General features: G+C 61.0%; 12 protein-coding genes. 2 read left to right on the forward strand and 10 right to left on the reverse strand.

The features are described 5' to 3' along the window. Positions 1 to 60 precede the first annotated feature (60 nt). Positions 61 to 5349, reverse strand: coding sequence for a dermonecrotic toxin domain-containing protein (locus tag AB4O16_RS22100; RefSeq protein WP_460155813.1), 5289 nt, complete (start codon positions 5347 to 5349; stop codon positions 61 to 63). Between the two features lie 207 nt (positions 5350 to 5556). Here AB4O16_RS22100 and AB4O16_RS22105 point away from each other — a divergent pair, with 207 nt between their 5' ends. Further along, positions 5557 to 6591 (forward strand): alpha/beta fold hydrolase, encoded by a 1035-nt coding sequence (locus AB4O16_RS22105; protein WP_160389856.1) that lies wholly within the window; start codon positions 5557 to 5559, stop codon positions 6589 to 6591. Positions 6592 to 6605: 14 nt separating this feature from the next. On the opposite strand, the gene aauR is transcribed toward AB4O16_RS22105, so the two are convergent. The 7 genes from aauR to AB4O16_RS22140 all read right to left on the reverse strand — a co-directional run bounded on the left by aauR (position 6606) and on the right by AB4O16_RS22140 (position 15183). After that, positions 6606 to 7934: a two-component response regulator AauR gene (aauR, locus tag AB4O16_RS22110; protein ID WP_160389857.1), complete on the reverse strand. Its 1329-nt coding sequence runs from the start codon at positions 7932 to 7934 to the stop codon at positions 6606 to 6608. Then, the gene (gene aauS, locus AB4O16_RS22115) at positions 7931 to 9826 is read right to left on the reverse strand and encodes a two-component sensor histidine kinase AauS (RefSeq protein ID WP_460155814.1); all 1896 of its coding nucleotides are present in this window, start codon (positions 9824 to 9826) and stop codon (positions 7931 to 7933) included. Before aauS ends, aauR begins: the two co-directional genes overlap by 4 nt. A gap of 167 nt (positions 9827 to 9993) precedes the next feature. Further along, entirely contained in the window at positions 9994 to 10728 is a 735-nt protein-coding gene (locus AB4O16_RS22120) for an amino acid ABC transporter ATP-binding protein (RefSeq protein WP_015093699.1), read from the reverse strand. Further along, positions 10725 to 11396, reverse strand: a complete 672-nt coding sequence (locus tag AB4O16_RS22125) for an amino acid ABC transporter permease (RefSeq protein ID WP_160389910.1) — start codon at positions 11394 to 11396, stop codon at positions 10725 to 10727. The genes AB4O16_RS22120 and AB4O16_RS22125 overlap by 4 nt, the downstream gene beginning before the upstream one ends. Beyond that, positions 11396 to 12142: an amino acid ABC transporter permease gene (locus AB4O16_RS22130; RefSeq protein WP_160389860.1), complete on the reverse strand. Its 747-nt coding sequence runs from the start codon at positions 12140 to 12142 to the stop codon at positions 11396 to 11398. The genes AB4O16_RS22125 and AB4O16_RS22130 overlap by 1 nt, the downstream gene beginning before the upstream one ends. Positions 12143 to 12335: 193 nt before the next feature. Continuing rightward, positions 12336 to 13250 carry a glutamate/aspartate ABC transporter substrate-binding protein gene (locus tag AB4O16_RS22135; RefSeq protein ID WP_160389862.1) on the reverse strand — a complete coding sequence of 305 codons (915 nt, stop codon included), beginning with the start codon at positions 13248 to 13250 and terminating at the stop codon, positions 12336 to 12338. 307 nt (positions 13251 to 13557) lie between these two features. Beyond that, complete coding sequence (locus AB4O16_RS22140) at positions 13558 to 15183, reverse strand: glucan biosynthesis protein D (RefSeq protein WP_460155815.1); 1626 nt, start codon at positions 15181 to 15183, stop codon at positions 13558 to 13560. Between the two features lie 418 nt (positions 15184 to 15601). Here AB4O16_RS22140 and AB4O16_RS22145 point away from each other — a divergent pair, with 418 nt between their 5' ends. Then, positions 15602 to 15787 (forward strand): hypothetical protein, encoded by a 186-nt coding sequence (locus AB4O16_RS22145; protein ID WP_150717864.1) that lies wholly within the window; start codon positions 15602 to 15604, stop codon positions 15785 to 15787. Between the two features lie 38 nt (positions 15788 to 15825). Here AB4O16_RS22145 and AB4O16_RS22150 read toward each other — a convergent pair whose 3' ends face one another. Next, a complete protein-coding gene (locus AB4O16_RS22150) occupies positions 15826 to 16116 on the reverse strand; it encodes a type II toxin-antitoxin system RelE/ParE family toxin (RefSeq protein WP_460155816.1) in 291 nt (96 codons plus the stop codon). Next, entirely contained in the window at positions 16094 to 16342 is a 249-nt protein-coding gene (locus AB4O16_RS22155; protein ID WP_056721085.1) for a CopG family ribbon-helix-helix protein, read from the reverse strand. The genes AB4O16_RS22150 and AB4O16_RS22155 overlap by 23 nt, the downstream gene beginning before the upstream one ends. Between the last annotated feature and the right edge of the window lie 48 nt (positions 16343 to 16390).

Genomic DNA, 16390 nt, shown 5'->3' on the forward strand with positions numbered 1-16390 from the left:
TTGCTGCCGCTGTCGACCATCAGCACGGCGGAGCACGTTGCGTGCTCCGCCGTTGCTGCTTTACAGCGTGGAAAAGTGTTTGTTGCCCAGCGGTTTGCCAATGTCACCGCGCCAGATCGCCTTGACCGTACCGCCACCGGCGGCCACGTCCTTCTGCCATTGCAGGCCGAGGTTGCGTTGTGACGGCAATTTCAGATGGCCTTTGACGAAGTCGCTGAATTGCGGTTTGACCGAGGTGTAGTGAAAGTGGGCGTACCACAGGGTTTGCGCCGGTTCGCTGCGCAGGTCGCGCACCTCGTACTCCTGAAGGAAATCCCGTCGTCCGTCGGCGCGTTTGCCCAGATCGCGCAGGCTTCCTTCCTTGCGAATGTCCACCACCTGCTGTTCAAGCAGATAGTCCAGATAACCTTCGCTCGGGGTTTTGCTGTTCAGGCTTTGTTCGATGCGCAGGGTGCGCCCGGTGCGCAGCATCTCCTTCGCGCGATTGCGCAGTTGTAGCGCTACGGCATCGGTGGGGAACAAGCGTTCGATGGCCTTGGCGCGCATGGTCAACTCCGAGGCCTCGCTGCTCATCATGTGCTCGAGGTCGACCGGCAGCATGTTTTGCCGCGCATAACCTTCGACTTTGCGGGTGTAGGCGTTTGCCGCCTCCAGCCTTTTCCTGGCTTCTGCCAGCAATGGCCCGACATCCGTCGGCAGTTCCGGCTGCACGGAACCCGTCGGCTCGCTGAGGTGATATTTGCCATTGGAGCGAGGCAGCCAGGTTTCCGTGTGGCCACCGACCCCTTCGACGGTGAAGCGCTTTTGCCGGGTGACGGCGTCGGTGCTGGCGATACCGATCAGCAACTGGTTGTCTTCGGTCTCGAACAATTGCTGTCCGGGCCGGCCTTCCTTGGGCACCACCGAAGGGCGCGTCTTGATGGCTTGGCGTGCAAAGTCTTCAACCTTGTCCAGGTTGTCCAGGAACACCGTGACGTGCTCCAGGTCCAGGTGCTGTGGATAGCCGAGTGTCCAGGCGCCCAACTGGCGACGGAACTCGGCATAAATGGTCAGGCAGTCTTCGAGAACTTTGTTGCGCTGACTGACGCTTGCGCTCACGTGGGGTAGCTGGTGTTGGGTCAGCAACGCGCGCCCGAGCTTGTTGCGGGCCGTTTTCAACTGCAAGTGGAAGTACGTCCAGGACAGGTCGGTCACTGCGTCATAGTGGGTGATGATTTCGAGGGTGTGCGCGGTTTTCAGATAGAAGTGATTGGCGTCGCTGAATTTCTCATTCACGATCGCCATGTCGTGTGCCATCTTCGATTTTTGCGCCCGGTTAGTGATCCGGCGGTTCCAGCGATTGGCTTCCTCTACTGTCACATAGACTTGATCGAAGTCATTGAGAAAGTCTTTGCGGGCCTCCTTGCGTTGCGCCATGAGTTGCAAATGAGTAGTGGTATCGGTGCCCGGCGTAGCGTCCGAGCGGTTGACCAGTTGTTCGATACGGTCGAGGTGCTCCAGCAGCCGTTCCTTGAGCAGACCGATCCGTCGCACCGAGCGGTCGACGATGACCCAGGCGCAGCGGCTTTGAATGTCTTCGATTTGCGCGCGTTTGCGGCCATGGCTGTACAGCATCAGTTCATCGAGATTCAGGTAGTGAGCCTGGGCGATGTCGATATCGCTTGCGCAGGCAGCATCGGCACGGGCGCGAAAGGCCGGGCGCTGGTCGAGTTTGAGGCCAAAGTAGTGCTCCAGCGTGTTGCTGCTGCTGCGGGTCAGGGTATCGAGTTGTCGGGTGTAGGCGTCGGCGGTATGGGTCAGGGTCAATTGTCGACGCAAGGCGCGGTCCGTCCACCAGCGCGGCAGCCAGCGGCGAATGGCGGCAGGCCAGAGCGGGTCGAGCCCGTCGGCCATGTGCCCGAGCACGGCACCGCCGCCCACGCCACCGCCTTCGATCACGGTGCCGTACACCCTGTAGTGAGTGTTCCACTGGCCGGCCTCATCGAGGGCGATCGGCTGTTTGTAGGTCCGCGTAGCGGTGCCGCTCAAGCGCCAGCGCGGTGGATTGTCCGCCAGTTCGATGCGGTAGATACGGCCCTGACTGAGCATGAAATCGCCGTCGGCGTGGCGATACACGTTGCGATAAATGCCTTCGGTGCCCGGTTGCAGGCCTGCGAGGGAAATCGGCTTTTCATATTCATAACCCCTGAAGCGTTCCAGGGACAGTCGCGCCTGGCGTGGCGTCGATACCTGCAAGGCCCGCGGGCTTTTGCCCAGTGCCCGCCACTGACGATTGCGCGTGGCGACGCGGGCGGCAGCCGGGGTGGCAGTGGTACCGGAGGCAATGTCCATGGCGGCGTCGATCAGCGACAACAGCACCGCTTCCACCTCGGCCAGGCCATGGCCGACATCACCGCGCAGAAAGGCTGCCACCGCCAGGTTGGCGCTGTGCCAGGCGTCGTACAGGGCGATGGCCGTACCGATGAAGGGCAACATGCCCACGGCCATTTTCAGGTAATTGAACATGGCGCCGGACTTCAAGGCGACCTGTTCCAGGTACAACGCATCATTGGAGCGCGAAGTTGCCCGATGGGCTTCCAGCAAACGGCCCATGTGCGCATTCAGCAAATGCGCTGCCAGGGAGGTGCTGGCTGGCCAGGGTGTACCGACGCCGATCAAACCGTCGAAATTTTTCACCCGGGCCTGATTGATCCGGCTGACGTGGTGGGCGAAATCCCCCTTCAAGGCACGGCCGGCCAGGTAGTTGACCATCGGGTCGCGCAGGCAGTCGTTGAACAGGCGCATCCGTGCCTGCTCGAGGCTGTCGAACTGGCGCAGAAAAACGCCGTCGGGACTGTCGGGCAGATACAGCAGGGTCAGGCCGCTGATGTGCTCGACGATAAAGGTGACGCCGGACAACGTGCTCGGTCCCTGGGCGTGGGTGTCCTTGCCGCCCACCGTCAGGTGTGCCGGCAACAATTCGATGCGCTTGCCGTCGCTGGCAAAGGCTTCACGGCTGGTGGCGTCGATGGCGATTTCCAGCACGCGCTGGCCGTTGGCATCGATGTCCTTTGCCAGCACGGCGAACTCGCCTTGCAGGCGAAGCATCAGGCGCCAGGGTTCGCTCAGGCATTCGTGCCGATATTCATGACTGAACGCCGAGGCCGTCGAGGGGCCGAGGAAGGTCTCGCGGATCAGCGTTTCATACTTCCCGGCCAGATCCAGCTCGGTGACCAGCTTGCGCAGCCAGGACGCATTTATGGTGCTTTTCAGTTTCTGCTGTTGTGCGGCGTCGGCACCGCTGACCTCAACCTTCATGAACGACAGTCGCCACCACATTTCCTGATCGATGTTGCTGAGCGCCAGCTCGCCGAGGGACAGTTTGCTGCGCTGTTCGCTGGCGATCAGCACGTTTTGTTGAGGGGTGCCGGGTGCGGCGCCTTCCATCACGACTTTGCGCCAGATGGTTGAATCCGGAACGTCGAGCAGCACCTCCACCTGCTGGCTGAGGTTGAAGTCCTGGCGCAGCCGGGCGTCGATAGCCTTGATGGCGAAGGCTTCCCGGGGCGGCAGCTCGCGTTCGAACCACTGGTGAGAGCGTCGCATCGCGGCGATACAGGACTTGAACAGCGTCTTGAGGCGCTCACGCTGCACGCTGGACAGTTCGCGATGCCATGATGGCAATTGAGCGGCCAGCGCACTGCTGCGGGTTTGTTCGACGATGTGTGCGTACACCAAATCCCGGGCGGCCGAATGGGGCACGGTCATGCGGGCGAGGGTCTGTTCGCGCAGTTTTTCCAGTTCGGCCGCACGTTCGCTGGCACGCGACGGCACAGGATTGGCCGCGATGATCCGGGCCGCCTGTTGTTCACAGCTGTGAAGCTGGGTCTGCAAGGCGTATTCAAACGGCGGGCCATTGAGCGGCAAGACGTGCAGTGCCAGGGCAGGGTCATTGGCCGGGCGTTTGAACAGTGACTGTTCCAGCTGCTGCCTGGAGGCAAAGCGTTGCAGTCCACCGAAGCGTCCGGGCCAGTAGAGCAACAGGCTGTCGGTCGAATGCGCCAGCAACGCCGAAGGTTTGGCAAACAGCAGAACGCCGTCCAGTTCCTCGGTTTGCGTGCGGCGGGTGTCGCCTTCGGTGTCCGTTGCCGACAGTTCCAGTCGCGCGACCACCAGGTCGGCTGCCCGGGGCTGATCGGGGGCATCCAGCACGCTGATGAGCCACTGGTGTTCTTCACTGTTGATCTGATTCAGGCTCAATTGCAATTCGGCTTCGGCGCGCAAGCCGTCCTGGCGTGCCTGGTGCAGGGCGGTGTAATGCGGGCCTGGCTGGTGGCGCAGCTCCAGCCATTTGAGTGCATCGGCTATGTCCAGCAGCGCCGTCGCGGCAGTGTTGCTGGCCTGCTCAGCAGCGCTGAGGGCGTCGAGTTGCTGGTGCAGGCGTTGTAGGCGGGGATCGTCGGCGGCACCGCTGAAATCATCACCGAGCAACGCCTCCAGTGCCGCCCGTTGTTGTGCCAGTGCACGGTGACGCACACCCAAAGGGATATCGGGGCTTAGCTGGCCGAACAGGGCTGCGGTGTCATTTACCTCCACCAGCGGCAGCTCGGGGGGCGCGGCCAGTGCAGCAGCATTGCCGGGCAGCTCGGGGGGCGCGGCCAGTGCAGCAGCATTGCCGGGCAGCTCGGGGGGCGCGGCCAGTGCAGCAGCATTGCCGGGCCGGTCGACGGGGGCCACGGACAAGCGGGATAACAGGCTTTCTGCGCTGGTGTGCAGCACCGTCTTGTCGAGGAGGGTGTACTCGAACTTGGCCGGGGCCGCAGACAGCTGGGGCTGATCGATCAACCAGCGTTCCAGTTCATTGCGGGATTTGAATGTCATCCAGGCGGATGAATGCGAAGGCAGATACAACAGTTGAGCGACCGGCTGATCGGTATCCTGGGTGATGACCAGCGCCCCAGACAGCAGGTTTGAGAGATCTTTGTCATTCTTGAGAATCAGCTGTTCGACATAAACAGGGTGTTGTTCGTCCGGGGTCGCCTGTTCCGGGTCGATGATGGCCAGTAACGTTCCGATCTGCCTGGCATCGAGAATTCCCTGGGCGAAGGCCCATTGGCTCGACGTCTCGAAATGCTGGCGGTACAGGCGGATGGCTTGTGCCCGGCGCGAACGATCGGTGCCCAGCGCGCGTGCGCTCCACCAATCGCTATCGAGAGAGGCTTGCGGGCTCTGCGCCATCAGGGTGAGCCACTGTTCGCGGCATTCTTCCCAGCGCGCCGAGGCGCTCAGGCTCAGGCCTTGATCCGGGTTCACGGGCAAAGGGAAGGTGAGGCCGAAATCGGCCGCAAGGGGGGTGGTTTCGTCAACCATGACGATGAGTCTCCAGAGAGCCGGGCTGGGCCGGCGGTACGGGCATTAGGCCGCGGTCGACTGGAGGTCGGGTGGTACATAGTTATTGTGAGGGCGGGATGACCGCTCGGCACTCTTCATCAAACTGTCATGGAACTGTGGCAGCGCGCTTGAACAAACTTCATCAGACTCGCGCTCTACTGGGGTTCTGCGTTTTGGTGTTTTTTCATGGGTGCTGCATTCTTTTCACGAATCGTATTTCTGGCCGCGCTGTTGTTCGGCCTGCCTTCCCTGGCGGCTTCGCGTTGTGATGTCAATGTTCCGACCGAACGGGTGGATCTGGCCCAGGTAAGCTTGGCGTACCAGAGCATCGGTCGTGCGTCGGACCCGGCCTTGCTGCTGGTGATGGGCCTGGGCGGGCAGTTGATTCACTGGCCGGACGAGGTGGTGGTCGCTCTGTGCCAGCAGGGTTTCCGGGTGATCCGCTATGACAATCGCGATGTCGGCCTGTCGACCTGGCGGCAAGCTCCGGCCGAAGCCAACCTGACCTTCGAAGTGCTGCGCTACAAACTCGGCTTGCCGGTGTCGGCGCCATACTCGCTGACCGACATGGCTGACGATGGCCTGGGCCTGATGGACGCCTTGCACATCGATCAATTCCACGTGCTGGGCGCCAGCATGGGCGGGATGATCGCCCAGCACATGGCGGCCATGGCACCGCAGCGGGTCGAGAGCCTGACCCTGATCATGACCAGCTCCGGCGCCGAAGGCTTGCCGGCGCCGAGTGCGGCGCTGGTGCAACTACTGGCGCGGCGTGGTGCACCGAACCGCGAGGTGGCCCTGGAACAACAGGCCGACCTGCTGGCGGCGCTGGGCAGTCCGATGGTCACCGACGATCGCCAGGCGCTGCTGCACCAGGCGGCGCAGTCCTATGACCGGGCGTTCAATCCCGAAGGCGTGAAGCGCCAGATCATGGCCATTCTCGCCGAGCCGAGTCGGGTGGCGCTGCTCAATCAGTTGCGGGTGCCGGCGCTGGTGGTGCATGGCACGGCCGACCCGCTGCTGCCGGTGATGCACGGTGTGCATCTGGCGGCGCATCTGCGCGGCAGTCAGTTGATCCTGATTCCGGGCCTGGCCCATCGCTTCCAGGAGGCGTTCAAGGCGCCGTTGCTGGCGGCGGTATTGCCGTACTTGCGCGAGCACCGTGAGGACACTTCGCACTGGGCGCAGATCGAGCCTGTGGCTGATCACAATCTCCTCTGACCCCCGGTCACCTGTTAATGGCTCAGGCCGTACTTTTTCACTTTGTCGAACAACGTGGTCTTGGCCATGCCCAGTTCCTGGCTGGCCTGGGTCAGGTTGCCGCCGCTGCGTAGCAAGGCATCGCTGAGCAGGTTGCGCTCGAACGCTTCCACCGCTTCGGCAAAGGCCAGGCCCTGGTTGCTGCTGCCGGCACCGGTTTTCTTGAACGCAGGCAGGCCGAGGGCAAAGCGCTCGGCGACGTTGCGCAGTTCACGCACGTTGCCCGGCCAGTCGTGGCTCATCAGGTTCGATACGGTCTGGTTGTCCAGCTCCGGCGCGATGCGGTCGAAGCGCAGGGATGACTGCTGCAAGAAGTGTTCGAACAGTTGCAGGATGTCTTCGCGGCGCTCGCGCAGGGGTGGCAGTTCCAGCGTCACCACGTTGAGGCGGTAGTACAGGTCGCTGCGGAATTCGCCGGCCTTGCTCGACTCGACGAGGTCGGATTTGGTCGCCGCGATGACGCGGCAATCCACCGCCACGCTCTGGTTCGAACCGAGGCGTTCGAGGGTGCGTTCCTGCAATACCCGCAGCAGTTTGATCTGCAAGGGCAGGGGCATGCTTTCCACTTCGTCGAGGAACAGCGTGCCGCCGTCGGCGTGTTCGATCTTGCCGATCCGGCGTTTGCCCGCACCCGTAAAGGCGTTGGCCTCGTGGCCGAAGATTTCGCTTTCGAAGAGGTTTTCCGGCAGACCGCCGCAATTCAGGGCGACGAACTGCTTGGTGTGGCGGCGACTGAAATCATGCAGGCAGCGCGCAACCAGTTCCTTGCCGGTGCCGGTCTCACCTTCGATCAACACGTTGGCCGAGGTGTCGGCGACGTTGGCGATCAGTTCCCGCAGGTTTTGCATGGCTGGCGAGCGGCCGATGATCCGCCCTTCAAGGGAGTCGCGCTCGGCCAGTTGCCGGCGCAGCGACGACACCTCCCGCGCCAGGCTGCGTTGTTCCAGCGCGCGGCGGGCCACGTCCACCAAACGTTCCGGGGAGAAAGGTTTTTCCATGAAGTCGTAGGCGCCTTTCTGCATCGCGCCGACGGCCATGGAGATGTCGCCGTGCCCGGTGATCAGCACCACCGGCAGGCTGCGGTCGCGGGCCTTGAGGCGGGTCAGCAATTCCAGGCCATCGATGCCCGGCAGGCGAATGTCGCTGACGACGATGCCGGCGAAGTCGTCGCCGACCCGCTCCAGGGCTTCTTCGGCGCTGCCCACGCCAATGCAGGGAATGTCTTCCAGGGTCAGCGCCTGTTGGCAGCCGAGCAGCACATGGGGGTCGTCTTCGACGATCAGTACACTAAGGTCGTTGTTCATATTGGCTCGGCGGGAGTGGGGCTTACCAACGGTAAACTGAGGACGAATGCGGTACCACCGCTGGCCGGGTGCTCGACACCCAGGTGACCGCCGGTGGCGGCGGCCAGGCTGGCGGAAAGGGTCAGGCCAAGGCCCAGGCCCTGTTCGCCGGGTTTGGTGGTGAAGAAGGGTTCGAACAGGTGCTTGCGGGCTTCGGCGTCGATGCCGTGGCCATTGTCGCGCACCCGCAGGCGGTATTTGCCATCGAACGCTTCGCCTTCGAGCCACAGTTCGGGTAGCGGCTGCGCTTGCATGGCGTCGAGGGCGTTGCCGATCAGGTTGACCAGGATCTGCTCCAGGCGGGTCTGGTCGATCTGCACCTGCACAGCGTCGAAATGGCGGTGCAGCTGCGTGTTTTTCATTCGTCCATCGAGCAACTGCAACGCCGCGTCCACGCCTTTGCCGAGGCAGGCCTGGCCCTTGTCGTCACCGCGCCGGGCGAACGAGCGCAGGCTGGCGGTGATCCGGCCCATGCGGTCGATCAGTTCGTTGATGGTCTTGAGGTTGGTGCTGGCGACGTCGAGCTGGCCGCGTTCGAGGAAGCGCACGGTATTGCCGGACAAGGTGCGCAGCGCCGCCAGCGGCTGGTTCAGTTCGTGGGCGATGCTGGTGGACATCTGGCCGATGGCCGCGAGTTTTCCGGCCTGTACCAGTTCATCCTGGGCACGGCGCAAGGTCTCTTCGGCGTGCCGGCGTTCGCGGATCTGGCCCTTGAGCCGTTCGTTGCTGGCGCGCAGGTCGGTGGTGCGTTCGGTAATCCGACGCTCCAGCTGATTGTTGGCTTCCTGCAAGGCTTCCCGGGCCGCGAGACGGGTGGCGATCACCTTGCGCCGCTCGTTCCAGGCGATCAGCAGAAAAGCGCAGAGGGCAAAGGCCACCGCCACCAGAATCCCCTGGTTGATCGCTTCGCGGCGCAAGTCCTGGAGCGGCGTGAGCAGGGTGAAATTCCACGGCGTATCGCTCAAGGGCCGGGTTTGCGACAGGTAGCTGATGTTTTCATCGTCGGCCACCAGATCGCTGTTGGCCGGGAAGGTGAGTTTTTCCACGCCTTCGGACAGGGTTTCCCGGGCCAGCGGTTGCAGTTCGTTGAGCGGAAACCAGTAGTACTGCAGGCTGCGGGCGAGTTTTTCCTTGGTTTCTTCGCTCAGCGGCAGCACCGATTTCAAACGCCGGGCCGGATCGCTGGACAGAATGATGATGCCGTTCTCGTCGCTGACGAAGGCTTCCAGGCGTGCCCGTTGCCAGCGTTCTTCCATGGCTTCGAGGCGGACCTTGACCACCGCCACGCCGATGATTTTGCCGTGTTCTTCCAGGCCATGGGCCAGGTAGTAACCGGGTTCGCCGTTGGTGCTGCCGATGCCATAGAAACGCCCGGGCTGACCGCGCACGGCGTTCTGGAAATAGGCGCGGAAGGACAGGTCTTCACCCAGGTAACTGTCGACATCGCGCCAGTTGCTGGTGGCCATGACGCGGCCGGTGGTGTCCATCACGTAGATGGCCCGACTGCGGCTGCGCCGGTTCAGGCCTTCGAGGTAATCGTTGACCGCTTGCCGGTGTTCCGGGGTCGGGTCGGCCAGCAGCTGCGAAACACTGGTTTCGAGTTCCAGCAGGCTGGGCAGGTAGGTGTATTTGCTGATTTCGCTTTCGACGGCGCGGGCGTGCAGTTCCAGCTGGCGCTGGCCGTTCTCGCCGAGGCTGCGGATGCCGTAGTGCTCACTGATCCAGAAGCCGATATAACCCAGGCCGATCATCATGGCGATGATCAGCGGCGGCAGGAACAAATGACGAACCAGACGGGGTTTCACGGCGAGTGATGGCGACGTTGCGCGATAAAGATTGGGGTCGCATTTCATCACAGATGCCTTGGGTCAACCACAACACAAATCTGCAAGCCACCGCCGCCCCCTGTGGGAGCGAGCTTGCTCGCGATGACTTCATCACAGTCAACATTGATGTTGAATGTCAGTCCGCTATCGCGAGCAAGCTCGCTCCCACAGGGGATTGGTGAGGCTTCGAGCTCTTAGTGCTGCAGAATCTTGTTGAGGAAGTGCTGTGTACGCTCGGCACGGTGGCTGATGTCGCCGAAGAACTCTTCTTTCTTGCAGTCTTCGATGATCTTGCCCTGGTCCATGAAGATCACACGGTCGGCCACTTTACGGGCGAAGCCCATTTCGTGGGTTACGCACATCATGGTCATGCCTTCGTGGGCCAGTTGCACCATCACGTCGAGCACTTCGTTGACCATTTCCGGGTCGAGCGCCGAGGTCGGTTCATCGAACAGCATGACGATCGGGTCCATCGCCAGCGCACGGGCAATCGCCACACGCTGCTGCTGACCACCGGACAGTTGGCCCGGGTGCTTGTGCGCATGAGCCGACAGGCCTACACGCTCGAGCAGTTGCAGGCCTTTCTTGGTCGCCTCTTCCTTGCTGCGACCCAACACCTTGATCTGCGCGATGGTCAGGTTTTCGGTGATGGTCAGGTGCGGGAACAGCTCGAAGTGCTGGAACACCATGCCCACGCGCGAACGCAGTTTCGGCAGGTTGGTCTTCGGGTCGGCGATGGAGGTGCCGTCGACCACGATGTCGCCTTTCTGGAACGGTTCCAGCGCGTTGACGCACTTGATCAGGGTCGATTTGCCGGAACCGGATGGCCCGCACACCACGATCACTTCGCCTTTTTTGACCTCGGTGCTGCAATCAGTCAGTACCTGGAAGTCCCCATACCACTTGTTGATGCTTTTGATAGAGATCATACGGCGAACCTTTTTTGCAGACGCTTGACCAGCTGCGAGGCGGCAAAGCTGATGATGAAGTACACGAGACCCGCGAAAATCAGGAACTCATTGGAGCGGCCAATGATGTCGCCACTGGCGCGCGAAGCATTGAGGAAGTCCACCAGGCCGACGGCGTAGACCAGCGAGGTGTCCTGAAACAGGATGATGCTCTGCTGCAGCAGCAGCGGTGTCATCTTGCGGAACGCTTGCGGCAGGATGATCAGGCGCATCATCTGGCCGTAGCTCATGCCAAGGGCCTGGGCGGCGCCCATTTGACCTTTTGGAATCGACTGCACACCGGCGCGGACGATTTCGCAGAAGTACGCCGCTTCGAACATCATGAAGGCCACGATGCACGAGGCGAACGCGCCGATCGGGGTGTCTTCGCCGGTGATCCAGCGCAGCACGAACGGCACCGCCAGGTAGAACCAGGTGATCACCAGCAGCAGCGGGATCGAACGGAAGTAGTTGACGTAGGCGCCGGCCAGGTTCGATAGCAGTTTGTTGTGCGACAGACGGCACAGCGCCAGGAGGGTGCCGAGAATGATCCCGCCGACCACGCCCATGGCCATCAGCTTGAGGGTCATGACCATGCCGTTCCACAGGCCTGGCAGGGACGGGATGATGCCCGAGAAGTCGAATTCCATCATTTACCCCCTACGGAGATCAGGCCCGGTACGGCGACTTTCTTCTCGACCAGGCGCATCAGCAACATCAGGCTCATGTTCAGGGTGAAGTAGATCAGCGTGGCCAGGGTAAAGGCTTCGAACAGGTTGGCGGAGAACTCGGCGGTTTGTTTGGTCTGCGCGAGCAATTCCATCAAGCCGATCAGCGAGGCCACGGAAGTATTCTTGAACACGTTCAAGAATTCCGAGGTAAGCGGCGGAATGATGATCCGGTAGGCTTGGGGCAGCAGCACGTTCCAGTAGATCTGCGGCAGCTTGAAACCCATGGCGCGGGCCGCGGATTCCTGGCCTTTTGGCAGGGCCTGGATACCGGTGCGTACCTGTTCGCAAACGCGGGCGGTGGTGAACAGGCCCAGGCACACGACGACGCTGAGGAACGCCGAGGTGGTCGGGTTCAGGTCCTGCTTGTACCACTCTTGCAGGTCCGCCGGCAGCAGGTCGGGTACCAGGAAGTACCAGATGAACAGCTGAACCAGCAGCGGCACGTTACGGAAGAGTTCGACGTAGCAGGTGGCGATGCCCGATACGATGCGGTTCGGCACGGTACGCATGACGCCCAGGATCGAGCCCAGTGTCAGGGCGATGATCCAGGCCGCGATGGCGATGGCGATGGTCCAGCCCAGACCGGTCACGTACCAGTCGAGATAGGTCTCGCTGCCCACGCCGGTGGACTTGAAGAACACGCCCCAGTCCCAGTTGTAATTCATTAGGGTCTCCCCTCAGTTCGATCGATGTACAAGTGCCCGCTTGGGGGAAGCTCCGTTCCCGCCCGACTGGAGAGTCAGGCACACGCGATCGGCTCGACAGCCACCGGTCCGAGTGTTTCCAAAAAATGCCAGCAGGAAGTGACCACCTCCTGAAAGGGCGAGGGCCCTTTCAGGAGATAAGGTTAGTCAGAAATCAGGACTTCTTGTCGTCAGCCGCTTTGTCGGTCGGATTGGCGATCAGGGCCTTGAGTTCGTCGCTCATCGGGAAGTTCAGGTTCAGGCCTTTTGGCGGGATTGGCTGCATGAACCATTTTTCGTAGATCTTGTTGATCTCGCCCGATGCGTAGGTGGCCTTGATGGCGTCATCCACAGCCTTTTTGAACGGCTCGTCGCCTTTGCGCACCATGCAGCCGTAGATTTCGTAGGACTGTGGAGTGCCGGTCACGGCCCAGTCGCTGGCCTTCTTGGCCTTGGCCGCTTCACCGGCCAGCAGGGCGTCGTCCATCATGAAGGCCACTGCGCGGCCGGTTTCCAGCATCTGGAAGGACTCGCCGTGGTCTTTGGCGGAGATGACGTTCATGCCCATCTGCTTGTCGGCGTTCATTGCCTTGAGCAGACGCTCGGACGTGGTGCCGGCGGTGGTCACGACGTTCTTGCCGGCCAGGTCAGGGAAATCCTTGTACTTGGAGTCTGCCTTGGACAGCAGGCGGGTACCGATTTCGAAGATGCCGACGGAGAAGTCGACTTGCTGCTGACGCTCGACGTTGTTGGTGGTGGAGCCGCACTCGAGGTCCACGGTGCCGTTCTGCACCAGCGGGATACGGGTTTGCGAAGTCACCAGGTTGTACTTGACCTGGAGGTTCGGCAAGTCGAGGTCTTTTTTCAGCGCTTCGACGACTTTCAACTGGATGTCGTGGGAGTAGCCGACCGGTTTGCCGGTAGCGTCCGCAATGTAGGAAAACGGAATGGAAGCGTCGCGATGGCCCAGGGTGATGGTGCCGGACTCTTTGATCTTCTTCAGGGTGCCGGTGAGTTCGGCGGCGAAAACCGGAGTGCTGATCAGAGCGGCAGCAATGGCTGCGCCCAGGATATGGGGAACGATGCGCATCAAATTTTCCTCGACTTTGTTTTTTTTATGGAGCCAGTTCATCGGCCCTTTTGTGCTGCAAAACACCTGAGCGCGATGATGAGTACGCGCAAAGGACATTCGTCGAAGAAGTGTAGAGCATGACTCGTGCCAGACCAGTGCTGATACATCAAGATATTGATTTATAAGGAAATAAAATATTTTTGGCGCGAATATTGAAGCCCTGCGGTCCGGTTAACCGAACCGACCCGCAGGTCGCGTTCGGAAAACCGAATGGCGGGGCTGTTCGTAGGAGCCGGCTTGCTGCGGGCGGCTACAGGGATGTATGTCAGGGATATTTGCGCTTGTCGGGGGCCGGCGGGAAGTACTGGTACAACCAGGTCTCGCTCAGTGTGCGATCGTTGGTGCGGATGAACAGGCGCAGTTCGACGGGCTCCACGCTGTCATTGGTGGGGTACCAGTCAAACAGGACACGGTAACCTTTGATGTCATCGAGTTTCAGGATGCTGAAATCCTTGACTTCGCCGTTCGAACAAGTGACGACCGGCTCGATGCCCGCGCCCTCGGGCAAGCGGTCCAGGCCGCCGCCGGTGAAGTCCACGGCGAAGCGACGGGCCCAGACGGGCGGGTAGTGCTCGCCCGGCGCCCAGCCTTCGGTGAAGCCGCCCATCCCGGAGCGGGTGGCGTTGACTCGCGCCAGCGGTGTGCCGACCGGTGGCAATGCGCTCCAGTAGAGCTTGTAGCCGTAGTTCAGCGAGTCGCCTGCAGCCACCGGTTTCTTGGGTGTCCAGAAGGCGACGATGTTGTCCATGGTTTCGCCGGTGGTGGGGATCTCCAGCAAATCCACCGAGCCTTCGCCCCAGGCCGTGGTCGGTTCGACCCACAGGCTCGGGCGGCGGCTGTACCAGTCGACGGTGTCCTGATAGCTGGCGAACTCGTGGTCGGTCTGCACCAGGCCGAAACCTTTCGGGTCCGTGTCGGCGAAAGCGTTGAATTGCAGGGTCGCCGGGTTGTTCAGCGGGCGGCAGATCCACTCGCCGTTGCCGCGCCACATGGCCAGGCGATCGGAGTCGTGGATTTGCGGGTGAATGGTGTCGCACATCCGCCGTTCGTGGGTGCCGCAGCTGAACATGCTGGTCATCGGCGCGATGCCAAGCTGGTCGATGGCGGTGCGTGCGTTGACGTGGGCGTCGACCTCCATCACCACGCGCTCGGCCTGGCAATCGATATCAAAGCGATAGGCACCGGTGGCGCTCGGCGAGTCGAGCAGGGCGTAGACCACGAAGCGGGTGCTGTTCTTGTCCGGCGTCTCGAACCAGAACTTGGTGAAGTCGGGGAATTCTTCACGCTTCTTGGCGTAGGTGTCGATGGCCAGGCCACGAGCCGACAGGCCATATTGGCCAGTGGCATCCACTGCGCGGAAATAGCTGGCGCCGAGGAAGGACACCACATCGTGCTTGTCCAGTTCAGGGGCCTTGAACAGCTTGAAACCGGAGAAACCCAGGTCGCCCTTGAGCTGTGCGGTGTCGACCGTGGTGTTTTCATAGTTGAACAAGGACGGGCGGAAATGCACCTCGCGGGCCATCCGGGTTTTCGGATCGACGCTGTACATGCGCACCGGCTGCTTGAACCCCATGCCGACGTGGAAGAACTGCACGTCCAACTGGCCCTTGTTCTCTTTCCAAAGCGAATGGTCGGCGTCGTAGCGGATCGCATTGAAGTTCTGCGGCGTCATGCTCGCCAGGGTCGGCGGCAACTGTTGCTTGGTGTCCTGGTAGCGATTGCTGGCGAGCTGTTTGGCCTGGAGCTTCAGCGCCTCGAAATCGAACGCGCTGGCCTCGCCGTCAGCGGTGCCGCTGGCGGCCCAGGCTTGGGTGGCCAACAGGCCCGTGGCGGACAAGCCGGTGTAGGCCGCGATAGCCATGGAGGCTTTGAGCAAGTTCCTGCGGTGCATAAATACAACCTGTCGTGAGCAATCCCGCGCCGTTCCTGGCACGTGCTGGATCAGAAATATCGGTTCGGACATGCCTTCGGCCAAACGCAACGGACTTTTTAACAGATGCCCGATAGCTTAAACCGTTCGATTGCAGAGCAAAATTGATTGATGGCATTGCGCTGGCTCGGCAATGAAACAAGACATGTCGGGAAACAATTCCGACAGTGGTTTCTGATTTAGAGGGCATTTCTGCTTTTTTCGACTAATTACTCTAAAAACTGCTTTTCAGCGCCCGGAATATTTCTATTCTGTGCACATGACCGGTTTATGCCCTTCGGGCCGGTGCGGTTCAGTTGGCACGAGTCGCTGCTGAAAAAGGGTTAGGGCGATGCGGTTTTTTGCAGTTTTCTTTGACGTATAGAGAAGGACATCGTCCATGTCGAAAGTACAAGGCATTACCGAAATGTTGGGAATCTTTCCGTGCCTGGCCATGGGGCGACGCAGGCGTCGGCTCAATAACGAGGAAATGAAGTTGGTGGAGCGCTATCGGGAGTTGTCGGAGAACGACAGGATTGCGATGAGGTATCTGGTGGATGCGATGAGGAGTGTTTCGAGGTTTTGAAGAAAGGGGGGCATCCCGTCCTGGCTGGATGCCCTCATCTACCAATCCTCAGAGCGCTCGGATCGCTGATGCAATACGCGCAGCACTTGTACCTGGCCTTGGGAAAATCGGTAAGGGGCGATAAAGGGAAAACGGCCAAGTACCAACTCTCGGACATCGGGCATGCCTGAAGGCCTGCCCGAGCCGGGAAACTGTTCCAACAGTTCAAGGGATTGCAACATCGTGGAAATGATTTCGAGAGCGGCTTTTGCGCCAACTACCATTCGGTAGTGTTCGTTGATGGCTTCGAGATCGCTTTCGGCTTTTTCAGTCAGTACTACGCTCGGCACGTTTTGCCCACTTAGCCTTCACGGCATCCAGATCGGTGAGTTTCCCCGCGTCGGCATCGGCGATGCCGTCACTGATGGCTTGCAGATGCCAGGACTCGGCTTCCACATATCGAACCAGTGCACGCTTGAGATGGTACTGACGATCTCTGTCGGTCGCCGCAGCCAATAAATCCAGCTGCTGAGCCAATTGTTCTTCGACGCGAAAAGACAAAACGGGTGAGGCCATGATGGCTCTCCTAAGGTGTATACGCTGTAAACGACGTAAACACCCTAG

The organism is Pseudomonas sp. S2_H10 (assembly GCF_054668285.1).

Bases quoted from the DNA above. Each gene is read 5' to 3' on its own strand.
- AB4O16_RS22100 (WP_460155813.1), bottom strand. From the start codon at position 5,349: ATGGTTGACGAAACCACCCCCCTTGCGGCCGATTTCGGCCTCACCTTC.
- AB4O16_RS22105 (WP_160389856.1), top strand. From the start codon at position 5,557: ATGGGTGCTGCATTCTTTTCACGAATCGTATTTCTGGCCGCGCTGTTG.
- aauR (WP_160389857.1), bottom strand. From the start codon at position 7,934: ATGAACAACGACCTTAGTGTACTGATCGTCGAAGACGACCCCCATGTG.
- aauS (WP_460155814.1), bottom strand. From the start codon at position 9,826: ATGAAATGCGACCCCAATCTTTATCGCGCAACGTCGCCATCACTCGCC.
- AB4O16_RS22120 (WP_015093699.1), bottom strand. From the start codon at position 10,728: ATGATCTCTATCAAAAGCATCAACAAGTGGTATGGGGACTTCCAGGTA.
- AB4O16_RS22125 (WP_160389910.1), bottom strand. From the start codon at position 11,396: ATGGAATTCGACTTCTCGGGCATCATCCCGTCCCTGCCAGGCCTGTGG.
- AB4O16_RS22130 (WP_160389860.1), bottom strand. From the start codon at position 12,142: ATGAATTACAACTGGGACTGGGGCGTGTTCTTCAAGTCCACCGGCGTG.
- AB4O16_RS22135 (WP_160389862.1), bottom strand. From the start codon at position 13,250: ATGCGCATCGTTCCCCATATCCTGGGCGCAGCCATTGCTGCCGCTCTG.
- AB4O16_RS22140 (WP_460155815.1), bottom strand. From the start codon at position 15,183: ATGCACCGCAGGAACTTGCTCAAAGCCTCCATGGCTATCGCGGCCTAC.
- AB4O16_RS22145 (WP_150717864.1), top strand. From the start codon at position 15,602: ATGTCGAAAGTACAAGGCATTACCGAAATGTTGGGAATCTTTCCGTGC.
- AB4O16_RS22155 (WP_056721085.1), bottom strand. From the start codon at position 16,342: ATGGCCTCACCCGTTTTGTCTTTTCGCGTCGAAGAACAATTGGCTCAG.